17 protein-coding genes are annotated in these 16,155 nt (G+C 53.7%); 12 read left to right on the forward strand and 5 right to left on the reverse strand.

Going from position 1 to position 16,155, the window contains the following annotated elements; genetic code table 11:
* The first annotated feature begins 98 nt into the window (after positions 1-98).
* Positions 99-500, forward strand: a complete 402-nt coding sequence (gene crl / locus ACMGGP_RS02845; protein WP_003851176.1) for a sigma factor-binding protein Crl — start codon at positions 99-101, stop codon at positions 498-500.
* Between the two features lie 411 nt (positions 501-911).
* On the opposite strand, the gene ompC is transcribed toward crl, so the two are convergent.
* Positions 912-2,024: a porin OmpC gene (gene ompC, locus ACMGGP_RS02850; protein ID WP_489737669.1), complete on the reverse strand. Its 1,113-nt coding sequence runs from the start codon at positions 2,022-2,024 to the stop codon at positions 912-914.
* 237 nt (positions 2,025-2,261) lie between these two features.
* Between ompC and proB the strand changes: the two genes are divergently transcribed.
* From proB to ymcF, 10 genes are all read left to right on the forward strand, one after another.
* Positions 2,262-3,365, forward strand: a complete 1,104-nt coding sequence (gene proB, locus ACMGGP_RS02855) for a glutamate 5-kinase (RefSeq protein ID WP_010255198.1) — start codon at positions 2,262-2,264, stop codon at positions 3,363-3,365.
* Between the two features lie 10 nt (positions 3,366-3,375).
* Positions 3,376-4,629 carry a glutamate-5-semialdehyde dehydrogenase gene (proA, locus tag ACMGGP_RS02860; protein ID WP_033766601.1) on the forward strand — a complete coding sequence of 418 codons (1,254 nt, stop codon included), beginning with the start codon at positions 3,376-3,378 and terminating at the stop codon, positions 4,627-4,629.
* 359 nt (positions 4,630-4,988) lie between these two features.
* Entirely contained in the window at positions 4,989-5,720 is a 732-nt protein-coding gene (locus ACMGGP_RS02865; protein ID WP_010255201.1) for a S24 family peptidase, read from the forward strand.
* 423 nt (positions 5,721-6,143) lie between these two features.
* Positions 6,144-6,422: a transcriptional antitermination N peptide gene (locus ACMGGP_RS02870; RefSeq protein WP_071785064.1), complete on the forward strand. Its 279-nt coding sequence runs from the start codon at positions 6,144-6,146 to the stop codon at positions 6,420-6,422.
* A 204-nt stretch (positions 6,423-6,626) separates the two neighbouring features.
* Positions 6,627-7,094, forward strand: a complete 468-nt coding sequence (locus ACMGGP_RS02875; protein ID WP_010255203.1) for a glycoside hydrolase family protein — start codon at positions 6,627-6,629, stop codon at positions 7,092-7,094.
* A complete protein-coding gene (locus ACMGGP_RS02880; protein ID WP_010255205.1) occupies positions 7,091-7,438 on the forward strand; it encodes a DUF7940 domain-containing protein in 348 nt (115 codons plus the stop codon). The genes ACMGGP_RS02875 and ACMGGP_RS02880 overlap by 4 nt, the downstream gene beginning before the upstream one ends.
* A complete protein-coding gene (locus tag ACMGGP_RS02885) occupies positions 7,435-7,728 on the forward strand; it encodes a hypothetical protein (protein ID WP_010255207.1) in 294 nt (97 codons plus the stop codon). Before ACMGGP_RS02880 ends, ACMGGP_RS02885 begins: the two co-directional genes overlap by 4 nt.
* A 203-nt stretch (positions 7,729-7,931) precedes the next feature.
* Complete coding sequence (locus tag ACMGGP_RS02890; protein ID WP_033766603.1) at positions 7,932-9,686, forward strand: putative phage tail protein; 1,755 nt, start codon at positions 7,932-7,934, stop codon at positions 9,684-9,686.
* A 381-nt stretch (positions 9,687-10,067) separates the two neighbouring features.
* Positions 10,068-10,280, forward strand: a complete 213-nt coding sequence (gene cspE / locus ACMGGP_RS02895; protein WP_003854408.1) for a transcription antiterminator/RNA stability regulator CspE — start codon at positions 10,068-10,070, stop codon at positions 10,278-10,280.
* A gap of 9 nt (positions 10,281-10,289) precedes the next feature.
* Positions 10,290-10,454, forward strand: coding sequence for a cold shock small protein YmcF (gene ymcF, locus ACMGGP_RS02900; protein ID WP_498798710.1), 165 nt, complete (start codon positions 10,290-10,292; stop codon positions 10,452-10,454).
* Between the two features lie 283 nt (positions 10,455-10,737).
* Here ymcF and ACMGGP_RS02905 read toward each other — a convergent pair whose 3' ends face one another.
* The 3 genes from ACMGGP_RS02905 to ACMGGP_RS02915 all read right to left on the reverse strand — a co-directional run bounded on the left by ACMGGP_RS02905 (position 10,738) and on the right by ACMGGP_RS02915 (position 13,807).
* Positions 10,738-12,315: a methyl-accepting chemotaxis protein gene (locus tag ACMGGP_RS02905; RefSeq protein ID WP_010255214.1), complete on the reverse strand. Its 1,578-nt coding sequence runs from the start codon at positions 12,313-12,315 to the stop codon at positions 10,738-10,740.
* Between the two features lie 299 nt (positions 12,316-12,614).
* Complete coding sequence (locus tag ACMGGP_RS02910; protein WP_022625169.1) at positions 12,615-12,764, reverse strand: hypothetical protein; 150 nt, start codon at positions 12,762-12,764, stop codon at positions 12,615-12,617.
* An 80-nt stretch (positions 12,765-12,844) separates the two neighbouring features.
* Positions 12,845-13,807, reverse strand: a complete 963-nt coding sequence (locus ACMGGP_RS02915) for a chemotaxis protein (protein ID WP_010255217.1) — start codon at positions 13,805-13,807, stop codon at positions 12,845-12,847.
* 167 nt (positions 13,808-13,974) lie between these two features.
* On the opposite strand from ACMGGP_RS02915, the gene ACMGGP_RS02920 reads away from it, so the two are divergent.
* Positions 13,975-14,367 carry a YgiW/YdeI family stress tolerance OB fold protein gene (locus tag ACMGGP_RS02920; protein WP_033785405.1) on the forward strand — a complete coding sequence of 131 codons (393 nt, stop codon included), beginning with the start codon at positions 13,975-13,977 and terminating at the stop codon, positions 14,365-14,367.
* Positions 14,368-14,402: 35 nt separating this feature from the next.
* Here ACMGGP_RS02920 and dbpA read toward each other — a convergent pair whose 3' ends face one another.
* The gene (dbpA, locus tag ACMGGP_RS02925; RefSeq protein WP_167423921.1) at positions 14,403-15,785 is read right to left on the reverse strand and encodes an ATP-dependent RNA helicase DbpA; all 1,383 of its coding nucleotides are present in this window, start codon (positions 15,783-15,785) and stop codon (positions 14,403-14,405) included.
* Between the last annotated feature and the right edge of the window lie 370 nt (positions 15,786-16,155).

Here is a 16,155-nt window from a genome sequence, read left to right on the forward strand (position 1 = left end):
GCGGAATTCTTCCGGGCTGCCGTTAAGCGAAACATGACATCCCCTGGCCGTCCGGAAAATCAAGGCTGTATAGCGGTCAAAATCTATGGAGATTCAGCATGACGTTACCAAGTGGTCATCCCCGCAGTCGCCTGCTTAAGCGCTTTACGGAGCTTGGGCCTTATATTCGCGATGGGAAATGTGGCGAAACCCGGTTCTTTTTCGACTGCCTGGCTGCCTGCGTTAATGTGAAACCGGCACCGGAACTGCGTGAGTTCTGGGGCTGGTGGATGGAGCTGGAAGCGCAGGCTGACCACTTTACCTATGTCTACCATATCGGTCTGTTCGATAAAGAGGGTGACTGGTCGGTGGCAACCATCAAAGGCAAAGAGAATACGGCGCGCGTGGAAGAGACCTTACGGAATTTCCATACCCGTCTGAAAGCGATGCTGAAAGAGTTCGAGCTGGATCTGATTCCGGCCAGCGATTTCGATGAGAAACCGGTGAAGCTGAGCGCCTGATTGGGTGTTTAGAGATTAAAGGGTGAGTTAAAACGTTTGCCCACAAACTGCTGACAAATCTCAAGTAGGGTGAATCTGGCAGCAACGAATAAGCTCAACACGCAGGGAACATGGGCAGAAGAGGAAAGCGTCCCGCGCCAGGGACAAAAACGCCGGGAGCGTTTTTGAACAACGCAAAGCGTTGGCCCGGCAACGGGCGCACCTCAGGGATGAGGTGCGTAATCGCGCGGGCCGAGCCTGTCAAGGATGACGTCTTTTGCGTCTTTCCGATCTGACCGTGTTCCGTGCGCCAGCTCGATCTCATAGCAGAGCGGGCCAGATGTTGTTAACAAGCAAAGGGCGCGTTGAAAAACGCGCCCTTTTTTACGCTCACACATTCTGTAGCTTATGCTGTGCGGCATTAGCCTGAAATCAGAACTGGTAAGTCACACCCATCGCGACCACGTCATCGTTGTTAATCGACAGCGCGTTGTCATCATCCAGCTGGTTGATTTTGTAATCAACGAAGGCGGACATATTTTTGTTGAAGTAGTAGGTCGCGCCCACGTCGATATATTTCACCAGATCCGCATCGCCGATACCGTTTTCGATATCTTTGCCTTTGGTCTGTACATAGCCAATGGAAGGACGCAGGCCGAAATCAAACTGATACTGCGCCACCAGTTCGATGTTCTGCGCTTTGTTGGCTGCGCCCGCGACGGTAGCACCGGTGTTACGGTTGGTGCCGCTGATTGGTGTCATGTTGCGGGTATCGGTATAGATCGCCGCCAGGTAGACGCTGTTGGCATCATACTTCACGCCTGCACCCCAAGAATCCGCACGGTCACCGCCGCCATAGGCGCGTGCCTGCTGCTGGTTGGTACGGTCAGAAGAGGTGATGGCACTCATCAGGCTCACACCGGAATCACCCAGGGCATAGCCCAGTGAGGCACCGTAGCCGTCGCCATTCTGACGGTTGATGTCGGTGCGGGTGTTGGCGCTGGTGGCGTCGTTTTTACCCTGATACTGCAACGCAAACTTCAGCCCATCGACCAGACCAAAGAAGTTGTTGTTACGGTAAGTCGCCACACCGGTAGCGCGCTGAGTCATAAAGTTATCGGAACGGGCTGTACCGTCACCGCCGAATTCCGGGAACACGTCGGTCCAGGCCTCAACGTCATACAGCACACCGTAGTTACGACCGTAATCGACCGAACCATACTGCGAGAATTTCAGACCAGCAAACCCAAGGCGGGTTTTGTTGCCATTGTTGGCGTCGCTGCCTTCGGAGTTATTGACGTTGTACTGATATTCCCACTGACCATAACCGGTCATCAGGTCGTTAATCTGTGTCTGACCCTTAAAGCCGATACGGGTATAGGACTTGTCTCCATCCTGGCTGGCATTATCGCTGATGTAGTGCTCAGCTTTAACTTTGCCGTATAAGTCCAGTTTGTTGCCATCTTTGTTATAGATTTCGGCAGCCTGCGCGGCAGATGCCAGCGTCAGCGTGGAGAGGATCATGGCCAGTATGCTTTTCTTCATTTGCTATCAATCCCAATGTGAACGCCGTAAAAAATGAAAGTTTTTGTAAAGCACGGACTTTTTACCCGTCCGCGATGAACTTTTTATGACACTTTTCATGATTTCTTGTTAACCCTGAACTTTTGGTCTACGTCCTTGTCCGCGTAAATTCGTGCTTTTCCCCCGCTGGCTGTTGGCTTCCTTATCGACTCCTGTTAAAACGTCCTTTCGTAAAAATTTTTCACTACGGCAGGAAATATGAGTGGCAGTCAGACCTTAGTGGTCAAGTTGGGTACCAGCGTTCTCACCGGCGGCTCCCGTCGGCTGAATCGGGCGCACATGGTGGAACTGGTTCGTCAGTGTGCGCAGCAGCACGCGGCGGGCCACCGCATTGTGATTGTGACCTCTGGCGCGATGGCCGCCGGACGCGAACATCTGGGTTACCCCGAACTGCCACCCACCATCGCCTCAAAGCAGCTGCTGGCTGCGGTGGGGCAGAGCCGTCTGATTCAGCTGTGGGAACAGTTGTTCTCAATCTACGGTATCCATATTGGTCAGATGTTGCTGACCCGTGCCGACATGGAAGATCGCGAGCGCTTCCTGAATGCCCGCGACACGCTGCGCGCGCTGCTGGATAACCACATTGTGCCGGTGATCAATGAGAACGATGCCGTCGCCACCGCTGAAATCAAAGTGGGTGACAACGACAATCTCTCGGCGCTGGCGGCGATGCTCGGCGGTGCCGACAAGCTGCTGCTGCTGACCGACCAGCAGGGACTGTTCACCGCCGATCCGCGTAACAATCCTGAGGCTGAGCTGATCAGTGATGTCCATGTGATTGATGATGCGTTGCGTGCCCTGGCGGGCGACAGCGTATCGGGTCTTGGCACTGGTGGCATGTCGACCAAGCTTCAGGCGGCGGATGTCGCCTGCCGCGCCGGTATCGATGTGATCATCGCCTCAGGCAGTCGCAGCGGCGTAATCAGCGATGTTATTGACGGCAAGCCGGTCGGTACGCGCTTTCATGCGCAGCAATCGCCGCTGGAAAATCGTAAACGCTGGATTTTCGGTGCGCCTCCGGCAGGTGAACTCACCGTCGATGATGGTGCGCTAGCAGCAATTATTGAACGCGGCAGTTCGCTGCTACCGAAAGGGATCCGTGCTATTCAGGGGAATTTCTCACGTGGGGAAGTGATCCGTATCCGCAGTTTGCAGGGCAGGGATATCGCGCATGGTGTTTCACGCTACAACAGCGACGCGATGAGGATGATTGCCGGTCATCACAGCCAGCAGATCAGCGAAATCCTGGGCTATGAATATGGCCCGGTGGCGGTTCACCGCGACGACATGATCGTCAGTTAAGGAGCGGACAATGCTTGAAGAGATGGGAAAAGCGGCGCGCGCCGCAGCTTACACCGTGGCCGATCTGTCGACGGCAGAGAAAAATCAGGTTCTGATGACCATTGCCGACCGTCTGGAGGCGGAAAGCGCAGACATTCTGGCGGCAAATGAGCTGGATTTAGCCGATGCGCGTCAGAACGGCATGAGCGCCGCGCTGCTGGACCGGCTGACACTCAATCCGCAACGCCTCGGCAGCATCGCCAGCGATGTGCGCCAGGTCTGTCAGCTGGCCGATCCGGTGGGGCAATTAATTGACGGCGGTCAGCTCGACAGCGGGCTGCGCATTGAGCGTCGTCGCGTGCCGCTGGGCGTGGTGGCCGTGATCTACGAGGCGCGTCCCAACGTCACGGTGGACGTCGCCACTCTGTGCCTGAAAACCGGTAACGCCGCCATTCTGCGCGGCGGTAAAGAGACCTGGCGCACCAATGCGGCCACCGTCCGGGTGATCCAGAACGCGCTCAAACAGCACGGTCTGCCTGCGGCGATCGTTCAGGCGATCGAAAATCCGGATCGCGAGCTGGTGAATCAGCTACTGAAGCTGGATCGCTACGTCGATATGCTGATCCCGCGTGGCGGAGCCGGGCTGCATAAGCTGTGCCGGGAAAACTCCACTATTCCGGTGATCACCGGCGGCATCGGCGTTTGTCATATCTATATTGATGAGACGATGGAGATCGAACCTGCACTTGATCTGATCGTCAACGCCAAGAAACAGCGTCCCAGCGCCTGTAACTCACTGGAGACGCTGCTGGTGGATCAGGCGATTGCCGATCGTTTCCTGCCCGCCTTCAGCGCGCGTATGGCACAGGAAGCGATCGCGCTGCATGCTGACAGCAACGTGCTGGCGCAGCTGCAGCAAGGCCCGGCATCGGTCACGCAGGTGAATCCGCAGCAGTACAATGATGAGTGGCTGTCGCTGGATCTTAACGTCAAATTAGTGGCGGATATGGATGAGGCGATCGATCACATCCGTACGCACGGCACGCAGCACTCGGATGCCATCCTGACCCGTAATACCCGCAACGCCGCGCGTTTTGTCCGTCAGGTCGACTCCTCAGCGGTCTATGTCAACGCAAGCACCCGCTTCACCGATGGCGGACAGTTTGGCCTGGGGGCCGAAGTGGCGGTCAGTACACAGAAACTGCATGCTCGTGGCCCGATGGGATTAGAGGCGCTGACGACCTATAAATGGATAGCATGGGGCGACGATACGCTCCGGCCATAACTGCCATAATTTTTAACAAAGCGGGAGTCTTTCAGAGACTCCCGTTTTTTTAGCTCCATTTTCCGGTCCAGTGAAAGATAGAGTTTTCTGCGCATCAGCTTAATTTCCGTTCCGGTCTCGTCACTACTGGCCATTATTCTGGCTGATATTCACGCAATTTTTTACGGAACATTCCTGAAAGCCGGGGCTGTACGCGGCCTGAGGCAATATTTTTTGTCCAGCCGCGGGCTGAAGCGGATAATGATTATCAGGAATGCTTGATAAAGCGGTTAGGTAGTAAACGAGCGGTAATATAAAATGAACTGGTAGCAATAATGAAAATAACATCCAGTATCTCTTCTATGGCTGATTATTAACTAATGGTTAAAAAAGAAAGTACAAGACAAGCTTTCACCGCCAGGCTGATAGCGGCCTGTGAGAGTGCCGGCATTGCCGGACATGGACGAAACAAACAGGTTGCCAGGGCTCTGCAGCAGCAAGGCTGTAAGATTTCAACGCCGGGAGTGTGGAAGTGGTTTAACGCGCAGTCAGTGCCGGATGGCGGCAATTTACTGGCTCTCAGCCAGCTGCTGGGCGTCAGGGTTGAGTGGCTGCAATACGGTATGGAACAACCTGCTGAACCGGTGACGCTAAGTGCGCTCACCGGTCAGAAGAATGTGTTTCGGATTGATAGCCTCGACATTGGTCAGCGAAGTGCTGCAGGCCTGCCCGCGCGTGATGAGTTTGTCGAGACTATCCAGGCGATCGAATATGGTCTGGATGAGGCGCGGGTGCTGTTCAACGGGCGCCCGGCGGAAAACATCCGGTTAATCGCTATCAACAGTGACTCCATGGCTGACACCTTTGCGCCGCGCGATCAGCTGTTTGTGGATATCAGCGTGCGGATGTTCGACGGCGACGGCATCTATATTTTTACCCTCGATGAGCAGCTCTATCTCAAGCGCCTGCAGCTGCAGCATAAGAAAATTGCTGTGATATCAGATAATAAGCGCTATGAAACCTGGTATCTCAATCATGATGACGTCACCAGCCTGAAGGTACTGGCCAAAGTGATCATGAGCCAGGCGCGACATTATCAAATCCTCGGTTAAGGCCACTTCTGCCGGTTTTTTCAGGAAGGCTGAAAAAAAAATAATCGGCATAAATTCATAAATTTAACCAGCGGTAAATAAAAAATTAACCAACAGTGTTTGATAAAGCATAAGAACCTGTTAATAATTTGGATATGGATGAACGAAGCAGTTCTTTCAGGGACGAGCCGCTCTTAAACAATTGAGGCGCTGCACAAGCGCGAATCATACCACCACAAAGTTAGTGAACTTTGGGATGGGGTGGATGCGCAAAATGCAGCGTCGTCAGATGCCGTTTATTTCCCCTCGCTTACTTTCCACCTGACTGCTGATGCAGCCGGGAGGTAAGCGTGCGACCGTGATACGCGACATTCGGGCCCGTTCGGTTCGCCGAAAGCTCGCGCCTGCCACCCCATCGCCAAAGACTCATTCACAGGAGGAGTTATGGCGATAATTCACTATGGCAAAAGCGTTTTTATAGGCAACGCACGTACTCGTCGCCACCGGCGGCGCCAACCTCTCAGCAGCCTGACACAGAGCATCGACGAGGCCCTGAACTTCCCAACTGAAACACCCACCCTGAGACGTGCAGAGCAAATCTGCCAGCGTCAGGTCGCCCCGCGCGTTGACCGCGCAATTACTGCACCCCGCGTCACCAGTCAGGAAACACCCAGTTTCGACAATTGCTGTCTTCCGCACGTTCATCTCTACGCCGTGAGCTGAAACGCGCAGAAAACGCATTTTTCCGTTCCGGCAAACTCTTCGCTTTCTCCAGTTCTCACTGGGCGCAATTTGCTGAATTACTGTTCAGTTTTGCTGCAGGGTCAGTAAGGCCTTCTGCTGCGCCGTGCTGAGTAATGATCAGCGAGCGTTATGTATTTCTTTTCACAAGGCTGAGTTGCTTTAACCCGTCATTGAGGAGTCGTTATGAGCCAGATAATCGCAGTACTGAATTTTGAAGAGGGGTATGTCGACACGCCCTATCTCGACACGCTGGGCTTTCCCACGGTGGCCGGCGGCATTCGCATTGGACCCAAGGGGGCGTCTCTGAGTAATTACGCTTTCCGCGTGCCACGGCGCGTCGGTGATGTCTGGAAGCAGTGCATTCTTGAAAACAAAATTCAGGAGATGCAGGGCAGGGAGCTGCTGCGTAATGCGCTGGCGAAGTGCAACGACGCCCGCACCGACGTGCTGCTGAGCATGGCTTATCAGCTGGGCGTCGAGGGCGTCCTGCAGTTCAAAAACATGCTCAGCGCGATCGTGGCTGAACAGTTTAATGATGCGGCTGACGCGATGATGAACAGCCTCTGGGCCCGTCAGACGCCGGGCCGCGCCAGACGTCACGCGGAGATGATGCGCAGCGGAACCTATGCGGTTTACAGGGGGTTGCTATGAGATGGCTCATGTTTCTCACCGCCGTGCTGACGGCAATCATCATTCTGCTGCTGCTGCAGCGCTTTACCACCCTCCAGTTTGTCTCTCATGCTCGTCTGCTTTTCAAAACCTGGTCTGTCTGGCTTGCGTCGCTGGGTTCCATGCTCAGCGCCTGGGCGCAGTCGTTTCCTTCTGCCGCGGTTGATGCCTGGAGTGCACTGCCCGAAGACGTTAAAGCGATTCTGCCGCACAACTACCTCGGGCTGGTGGGCGCCTTCATGGTGGCGATGGGGGTGATTGCACAATTTGTTCGTCAGAAAAACCTGCTCAATGCGAAGGAGCAGTCTGAAGGAGCGAAGCCATGACTCTGATTACCACCTTACTGGGCGGCAGCTGGCACTGGATCGCCGCGCTGGCTGCGGTCATCGCGGCGCTGGGCGCCAGTTATTTCGGCGGCAAGAAAATCGGCAAAGTGCAGCAAAAAGCGCGTTCTGACGTCGATAACGCGCAACAGGAGGCGTCCCGCGTCACCGCGGTAGCGCAACAGCAACAACATAACCGCGAGGAGGCTAACCGTGTGGCGACTGACAACCATAGCCTTGATGACGCTGCTGCTCGCGACAAGCTGCAGCAGTCGAAATACCACAAACCCTGAGCCGGTGGCGATCACCGACTCTGCCTGCGTACTTTTTTCCCCTCTTTATACCTACGGCGATGACGCGCAAAAAATGGACGTTCGTACGGTGCGCGCCATCAACACCCACAACGACATGTGGGACTCCCTTTGCGGCCATCCGGCTGCGGCTAAGTAGTGCGCTGATTTCAGCGCGATATCTCTATGATCCTGAGGAGGATTCTATGATCGAAGTTAACTCTTTTGCTGAACTGCGTACCACTGTTCCACCAAAATCAGGTGAAGTCGCGAGCCTTAAACGCTATTACGATAAGGACTCCAGCTTCCGTGGCGGCGCAGACTTTGTCGGTTTTCTCAGCACCACTCCGCTGAAAGATGATGGCGGTACGGTGGCGGTGGGTAACGGTTTCTACTGGAAGCGCACCATCAACGATCCCGCCGAAGTGAACATTCTGCACTTTGGCGCGAAAGGGGATGGCGTGACCGATGACACTGAAGCCTTTAAGCGGATGCTGGCATGGACACAATCCTACAACGCCTACGCGAAAGCGATTCCGGTGCGTTTTCCGGGGGGCCGCTTCCTGATTTCACCCATCGATATCAGCGATACGGAGTTGTCGTTTTTTGGTCTGGCAGGCGATGATATCGAGCTCGGCTCGGCACCGCGTACCACCATTGTTTCTGATAAAAGCGCGAAAACCGTGTTTAAGGTTAATGCGCGTCGAATCGTCATTAAAGGCATCTGCTGGCATGGACAGGCTAACGCCGGGACTGTCGACACCACGGCCAAAGTCACCGTCACGCCTGAACAGTGCAGTAACACGCAGCCGTTCTTTGAAAATACCATTGTCGGAGGCCAGATCGTCAATATCTTCTGCTTCAAGGCGCAAAGTACCGGGGGAACCGTCTTTAAGCTGCAGGATACGCTCGACAGTAAGTTCGATCAGATTTACAGCTCCAATACCTTTTCACGGGTGTTTGATGTCGGCTGGTCAAACACACCGAAGGGGAACTGGGACCACTCAACCGCCATTGAGCTGTGTAATGCCAACTTCCAGTCGGGCTATGGCGACGCGACGCTCTATATGCCACGCGTCACACAGGGGCTCATGCGTAACGTCTGGATTGAGCACACGACTAACCCAGGAGATCTGTCGGATGGCGGCTGGAACATCGAAACGCTCAACATTGAAGATTGCGGCACGCCGCTCAATCTCAATAATGCCCGCGTGGTGATGCGTCATATCAACCTGCAGGCGGGGGCGAAAATCACCAATGATCTGGCCGGAAGTAAGTGGTTATCGACCTTCGAATATGGCTATCGTCGGGATGAGAACTACGGCACGTTCATGACCGGTTCGCTGCGTGCCGGCTACTACAGCGGCTATAAAGTGGTGAACAACACCGATACCGACAACTGGTATCGGCTGGGGCAGCTCTATTTCCCGGCGCCTAACCAGCAATGGGTAATGGAGCTGATCGGGAAAGCGGATGCGACCACGCCCTCCGGCACCGCCGGTTCGCCGGTTAATGTGGTGGGCACCGGTAAAACCCTGATCAACCTCCAGCGACTGGAGACGGTCTGGGCGGATGCTTACCATATGGGTCAGCCTTCCGTGCTGGACATTCGTTATGGCCGGGTAGGGACCACCTATGCCGTAATCTGGGTCAAGCTGAGAGCGAACAGCGGCGAGACCATGTTCAACCTGAAGACGACCGGTCCGACCCGCTTCGATACCGGTTCCTGCTCGCTGTTCCAGGCTGATATGTCGGTGGTTACGGACATCACCAAAATCAGCAACCTGAAACCCGCTGCACGTTTTGGCATGCACAACGGGCTGGCGGGCATCGGGGCCAACGAAAAAGGGGTGGTTACGCTGGCTACTGCTGCGGGTACGCCGACTAATAAGACCGCTCCGACCGGTTTTGTGCTGATCAATATCAACGGCGTTGACCGTAAGGTTCCTTACTACGATTGATGATCGGCATGTTTTGGGCGAGGCTCCGGCCTCGCCCTTTTTTGATCTGACATTATCTCCGCTTCTTTTTACGTCGCCGGGAAAGTCACAGTTGCATTGTGAAGCCAGACAGTCTCCCTGACACAGCCTTTCGCCTTCATCCTCGTCAGCGGGCTGATTGCGATTAATTTGAATTACGGCTTGCGTCACTTTAAGAAGTGTGGCCTAATGAATCGTCGGTTTGATTAACAGACACTATCAAAGTAAGTAACCAAAGCAGTTCTCATCTCTAAGTTTGTCGCGAGACATCCCTTCTTTTTGAGTCTTCTCTTACGTTCTGATTAAAATCTGTTCTCAGGCCATTATGTATGCCGGAAGGCTCGATATATTAAGGATTTAAGCATGTCTAACAAAATTCGCGGTACCGTTAAATGGTTTAACGCAGAGAAAGGCTTCGGTTTCATCTCTCCTGCAGACGGCAGCAAAGATGTATTCGTACATTTCTCTGCAATCCAGGGCACCGATTTCCGTTCATTAGATGAAGGTCAGCAAGTTGAATTCACAGTAGAAAATGGCGCCAAAGGCCCAGCTGCTGCGAACGTTGTTGGTCTCTAAGGACTGAAAATTACTTTTAAATGTCCTCACTGTAGTGGCTCACAGTTTCGTACATCACATTTTGATGTTACAAGAGCCAACCCGCATGGAGCGAAATGCATTTTCTGCAAATCTGTCGTGGTTCAGGTGAACCTGGCAAGGATTGCAATTCAGAGTCAGCTTCGCGCTCTCTGATTAAGGCTAGTGAGCTTTATAGCGTTGTTGCATTTACAGTAATAAAAGGCTGCCTCTGGCAGCCTTTTTTGTTTCTGCGTTTCCTCCTTCTTAAACCTCAAACCTCAAACCTCAAACCTTTGCCTCTTTACCTTCCTGTTTACTTTCACTTTCCCTGTTTAACTTTTACCGCTAACCGCTAACCGCTAACCGCTAACCGCTAACCGCTCTGTTGCCTGTAACCTATCTGCTCTTATCGTCATCATTCTTAAACTGGCCCGCCGAAGCAGGCCGTTGAGAGGGATTAACGCAGTACGGGTTGCAGTGAGAGCTTGCCGGTATTAAATACGCTCATCGCCTGCGCCATACGCTCTGCCTGATCCTGCAGCGCTTGTGAGGCGGCTGACGCTTCCTGTACCAGCGCGGCGTTCTGCTGCGTCACCGCTTCCATCTGGGTAATCGCCTGATTGATTTCATTGATGCCGCTGCTCTGCTCGCTGCTGGCAATGGTGATTTCGCTCATGATGTTTGCCACGCTCTGCACGCTGTTCACCACTTCGCCGATAGTTGAACCGGCGTGTGTCACCAGCTTGCTGCCTTCATCGACTTTAGCGACGGAATCTTCAATCAGTACCTTAATCTCTTTGGCCGCTGAGGCTGAGCGCTGCGCCAGATTACGCACCTCACTCGCCACCACCGCAAAGCCACGACCCTGTTCACCCGCGCGTGCCGCTTCAACGGCGGCGTTCAGGGAGAGAATATTGGTCTGGAAGGCGATGGAGTCGATAACGCTGATGATATCGACAATTTTTCGTGAGGAGAGGGCGATCGCTTCCATCTTCTCAATGACCTGCTCCATTACCACGCCACCTTCACGCGCCACGCTGGAAGTGGTTGAAACCAGGTGATTGGCTTCACGCGCGTTGTCGGCATTGTGTTTCACGGTCGACGTCATCTGCTCCATGGCAGAGGCGGTCTCTTCCAGCGAACTGGCCTGCTGTTCGGTTCGGGTCGAAAGATCAAGGTTCCCGCTGGAGATCTGATTAGAGGCCACCGCAATAGTGTCGGAACCGGTACGCACTTCGGTCACAATCGACAGCAGATTATCGTTCATTCGTTGCAGCGCCTGCATCAGGACGCCGGTTTCATCGCGTGAGGTCACCTGCATCTGTGAACTCAGATCGCCTGCGGCAACGCGTTCAGCAACGTCAACCGCTGCAACCAGCGGACGCACAATAGAACGGGTCAGGAAGTAGCCCAGCAGAATAGACGCCAGAATCGCCAGCGCGGAGAAAATCAGCGTAATGGAGATAGCCGACTGACCATTTTCCACAATACCCTGACCTTCACTGCGCAACTGTGCGTCCTGAGAGTTGGCAAAATCCACGGCATCCTGAAGGAATTTGTTCTGGGTGGCGGTCATCGATTTCAGGACATAGGTGCTGGCAGCCTCAAAATCGCCCGCCTTCACCAGGGTGATCAGCTCTGCTTTAACTTTCTCAAAAGCCTGCGAAGAGGCCAGCAGACCGGCGATCTTTTTCTTGCCGACCGGCGTGACCTGAATATCTTCGATCCTTTTCATTGCGCTGTTGGTGCGTTGCGTGGCTTCATCCAGCTGACCATAACGCTTCACATTCATTTCCGGACGTGTCGTATCGATCACCATGCCGCGCAGGTATTTGATCTGATCGTTGACGCCATCGCGCACATCAAATGCCAGTCGTACTTTCACATAACGATCGTCAACGATCGAGGCGATCGCCGTATTAATGCTGTTAATCCTGGTTATGGATGTCACGCCAATCACTATCAGTAACGTCACAATAATACCGAAGGCTGCTGCGAGCCGCATTCCCACCTTCATATTCTTGATACTGAACATGTTCTCTTCCCCGTTTTATTATTAATCAATTTGTTAGCAAAACTCAGGTTTCCTGCTGTTGTGCGCAGTGCCTTGCTGATGTCTGTGGTCACAGCCTCAGGCAAAAAGGTGATCTCGCGCATACTGTTATCGGAGCACGAAGTTGTACCTTTAATAATTTTTAAGTAATAACGCCGGGTGAATAAATAGTCAGTAAAAATCATCAGAAATGGTTAAGTAATAACCAGAGGAAATTCAGACAAAAAAAAGGGCTGTCAGCAGTGATGCTGACAGCCCGATCCAGACAAGGATGAATGGATTCAGAAAACTAAGAAGTAGAGGCCTGTCCAGAACGCGACGCTTAATGTGACGGCGCTAATCCAGGCCAGCTGGCGTAAACGGCCACGCAGCACCTTTTGACGGGAAGGCGTAGCAGGTGCAGGCGTAACGGGTAAAGTTTCAATGTGCATAGTCGGTTCCTGATCAGGTCAGCCATTCCGCTGGCTAAAAAGTAAAAGCGTGCCGGGCATTCTTAGCGGCCCGCATTCGCTTAGCGGGCAGTGTCGAGAACGTTGAAAATCACGTCTGACAGCTCATTCAACTCAAACTTCGCCACATAACCGTCGGCACCCACTTTGCGCACATGATCTTCGTTGGCGCTGCCAGAGAGTGAGGAGTGAATGACGACCGGCAGAGCCTTGAGGATCGGGTCACGCTTGATGTTGCGGGTCAGCGTAAAACCATCCATCTCTGGCATTTCCAGATCGGTCAGCACCAGGGCGATTTTGTCGTGAATCGATTCGCCGGCAGCCTGCGCTTCCTGGCTCATCAATTTAATTTTTTCCCAGGCATCCAGACCGGTGTTAAACATCAGCGCCGGAATGCCCATACTCTTCAGACCCTGCTCCAGCAGCTGACGCGCGACTTTGGAATCTTCTGCCACAATCGCCACCGCACCTGGGCGGTAGTTGAAGGCACGCGGTCTGGCCGCTTCCGGTTCGACGCCGCGCACCGATGGGATGATGTCATACAGGATTTGCTCAACGTCCAGCACCATCGCCAGCTCGTTGCTCTGCTTGTCACTGTCCAGGCAGGCGATGCTGGTAATGTTGCGGCCGCCGATACCGGCTTCGGCGGTATGCACCTGGCTCCAGTCGAGACGCACAATGTTCTCAACTGACTCCACGGCAAACGCCTGGGTGTTACGGGCATACTCGGTAACCAGCAGCAGGTTAAGACCGGTTTCCGGCACACAACCCGCCACGGCAGGCAGGTCGATGACCGGAATGAACTGGCCACGAATACTTGCCATACCCAGCAGCGGCGAACGCATGCCTGCGGCTTTGGTGATAGTTGGCATCGGCACAATTTCACGCAGCTTGAAGACGTTAATGCCAAACAGTTCAGACTTGCCTTTCAGCTGATCGGAACCTAAGCGAAACAGCAGCAGCTCAAACTTGTTCGATAACGCGAGGTTCGCTCTCTCATCGATCTCTTTCTGAAAATTATCCATGGTTGCCTCTGCATTAACGCAGCTGGTGAAATAGGGTGTGAACAGGTTATCGGCAGCAAACGGAAAAAGGTGAGAAGAGAAGGGTGAAATAAAACGGACGCCAATTAATGTGCCAGGATTAACCCTGAAGGTTCAACATGGACACCTTTCCAATAAAGGAGTGTGAAATGAAAAAAGTGATTTTGGCGTCGTTGCTGGTGATGATGAGTGCGGGTGTTTCGGCCGAAGAGGGCGGATACAAAGCGGGCGATACGCCACCACCGCAACACAAGCAGGATGCCGGCTATAAAGGTTCAGAAGATACCGGTCAGACGCATATTGATCAGATCCGCGATTTCCGTCAGGGCGGATATGTGACGCTGGAAGGTTACATCCTGAAGAAAGAGCAGGGCGAACGGTATCAGTTCCGTGACAACACCGGCACCTTACCGATTATCGCGCCGAAGAAGACCTTTGATGGTAAAACCTACACCGCAGAAGACAAAGTACGCGTCAGTGGCAAGGTACAGGGCAAAGGGGATAAAACCACGCTGCATGTGACCCAAATCGAAGAGCCGTAACAAACCGGGCGAGATAATCTTCTCGCCCGTTTTATTTAGTCCTTCAGCAGAATCGCCCGGCAGGTTTTGCCTTTGATTTTGCCCTGCTTGAGTTTAACCAGCGCATTTTTGGCCTGATTCGCCTCAATCGCCACGTAGGCGTGGGTCGGCGTCAGGACAATTTTGCCGATCTGCTCGGCACGATAACCCGCTTCACCCGTCAGCGCGCCCAGAATATCTCCCGGACGTATCTTGGCTTTACGGCCACCATCAATGCATAAGGTCATCATAGCTGCAGGCAGCGGCTTGCTGCTGCCCTTTTTCAGCGTGCTGGCAGAGACCCACGGCAGCTTCTGCTGCAGGAAATCTTCCAGCGCATGCGCGCGAGCCATCTCATCGGCAGCAACCAGGCTGACCGCGACGCCATGTTCGCCCGCACGCGCCGTACGACCAATACGGTGCAGGTGAATTTCAGGGTCCCAGGCGAGCTGATAGTTAACCACCATCGCCAGCGATTTGATGTCGAGTCCGCGTGCAGCGACGTCGGTGGCGACCAGCACGCGACCACTGCCGTTAGCGAAGCGGATCAGCACGCGTTCACGATCGCGCTGCTCCAGATCGCCATGCAAGGGCAGGGCGCTGATATCACGCGCGTTAAGCGCCGCGGCGACATCATCACATTCACGTTTGGTGTTGCAGAAGACCACACAGGATGAGGGCTGGCGATCGCTGAGCAGAGCTATCAGCAGACCCAGTTTTTCATTGTGGCTGGCTTCGAAAAACTGCTGATCGATTGAAGGCAGTTCGCTGACATCTTCTGTCACCACGCTCAGTGCATCACGCTGAAAGCGGGTGCTGATAGCCGTAATGCCGTCTGGCCAGGTGGCGGAAAAGAGCAGCGTCTGGCGCGAGGTGGGCGTCGCTTCAATGATCGTTTCCATATCATTCAGGAAACCCATCTCCAGCATCCGATCGGCTTCATCCAGTACCAGCGTGCTGAGCTGGTCCAGCTTGAGGTTTTCGCGGTTAATGTGGTCGAGGATACGACCCGGCGTGCCGACCACGATATGGGGCGGATGCACCAGCGAATCACGCTGTGCGCTCATCGGCTGTCCTCCACACAGAGTGAGAACTTTGATGTTGCGGGTGAAGCGCGCCAGCTGGCGCAGCACATTGCCTACCTGATCCGCCAGTTCACGGGTCGGACAGAGAATGAGTGCCTGGGTCTGAAAGCGGGCGCTGTCGATATGGTGCAGTAAACCAATACCAAAGGCAGCCGTTTTACCGCTGCCGGTTTTCGCCTGCGCGCGCACGTCGCGTCCCTGCAGAATGGCGGGCAGCGTAGCGGCCTGCACGGGCGTCATGCTGGTGTAGCCCATCTCGCGCAGGTTTTCGAGCTGGCTGTCGGGAAGCGAATTGAGGGTAGAAAAAGCGGTCACGGGCGCGGCCTCTGAGGCTGAAAGTGTAGGGCATTATTGCGGGGCAAGTCTGGCAGAAAGCACGCCTGACAGCAACGGGAACCTCGATGGTTAGCAGTATGAAACTATATCTGTCAGAGGGCTTAGGAATAGACTGAAGTTTACGGGAAAAAGGTGGTTTATTTTTATAGATTAACCCCGACTCAATATGATTGTTCCAGGATGACGATCCTTTGAGGCCAGTGGTTATTTGATAAGTAGCCGTTTTTAAATATTTATTTCATTGTTAATCAGATAAATCCTTAACTACTACTCCAGTAATAGAATTAATCATTAAAAAATATCACCACTGGTGCCGATAAAAATCCTGAGCTAATTGCTTTATATTTAG

This window comes from Curtobacterium sp. BNK-1 (genome assembly GCF_048685235.1).
In the GTDB taxonomy this organism is placed as follows: Bacteria; Pseudomonadota; Gammaproteobacteria; order Enterobacterales; family Enterobacteriaceae; genus Pantoea; species Pantoea agglomerans.

Excerpts from the sequence above, each read along its gene's own strand:
- crl (WP_003851176.1), top strand. The coding sequence starts at position 99 with ATGACGTTACCAAGTGGTCATCCCCGCAGTCGCCTGCTTAAGCGCTTT.
- ompC (WP_489737669.1), bottom strand. The coding sequence starts at position 2,024 with ATGAAGAAAAGCATACTGGCCATGATCCTCTCCACGCTGACGCTGGCA.
- proB (WP_010255198.1), top strand. The coding sequence starts at position 2,262 with ATGAGTGGCAGTCAGACCTTAGTGGTCAAGTTGGGTACCAGCGTTCTC.
- proA (WP_033766601.1), top strand. The coding sequence starts at position 3,376 with ATGCTTGAAGAGATGGGAAAAGCGGCGCGCGCCGCAGCTTACACCGTG.
- ACMGGP_RS02865 (WP_010255201.1), top strand. The coding sequence starts at position 4,989 with ATGGTTAAAAAAGAAAGTACAAGACAAGCTTTCACCGCCAGGCTGATA.
- ACMGGP_RS02870 (WP_071785064.1), top strand. The coding sequence starts at position 6,144 with ATGGCGATAATTCACTATGGCAAAAGCGTTTTTATAGGCAACGCACGT.
- ACMGGP_RS02875 (WP_010255203.1), top strand. The coding sequence starts at position 6,627 with ATGAGCCAGATAATCGCAGTACTGAATTTTGAAGAGGGGTATGTCGAC.
- ACMGGP_RS02880 (WP_010255205.1), top strand. The coding sequence starts at position 7,091 with ATGAGATGGCTCATGTTTCTCACCGCCGTGCTGACGGCAATCATCATT.
- ACMGGP_RS02885 (WP_010255207.1), top strand. The coding sequence starts at position 7,435 with ATGACTCTGATTACCACCTTACTGGGCGGCAGCTGGCACTGGATCGCC.
- ACMGGP_RS02890 (WP_033766603.1), top strand. The coding sequence starts at position 7,932 with ATGATCGAAGTTAACTCTTTTGCTGAACTGCGTACCACTGTTCCACCA.
- cspE (WP_003854408.1), top strand. The coding sequence starts at position 10,068 with ATGTCTAACAAAATTCGCGGTACCGTTAAATGGTTTAACGCAGAGAAA.
- ACMGGP_RS02905 (WP_010255214.1), bottom strand. The coding sequence starts at position 12,315 with ATGTTCAGTATCAAGAATATGAAGGTGGGAATGCGGCTCGCAGCAGCC.
- ACMGGP_RS02910 (WP_022625169.1), bottom strand. The coding sequence starts at position 12,764 with ATGCACATTGAAACTTTACCCGTTACGCCTGCACCTGCTACGCCTTCC.
- ACMGGP_RS02915 (WP_010255217.1), bottom strand. The coding sequence starts at position 13,807 with ATGGATAATTTTCAGAAAGAGATCGATGAGAGAGCGAACCTCGCGTTA.
- ACMGGP_RS02920 (WP_033785405.1), top strand. The coding sequence starts at position 13,975 with ATGAAAAAAGTGATTTTGGCGTCGTTGCTGGTGATGATGAGTGCGGGT.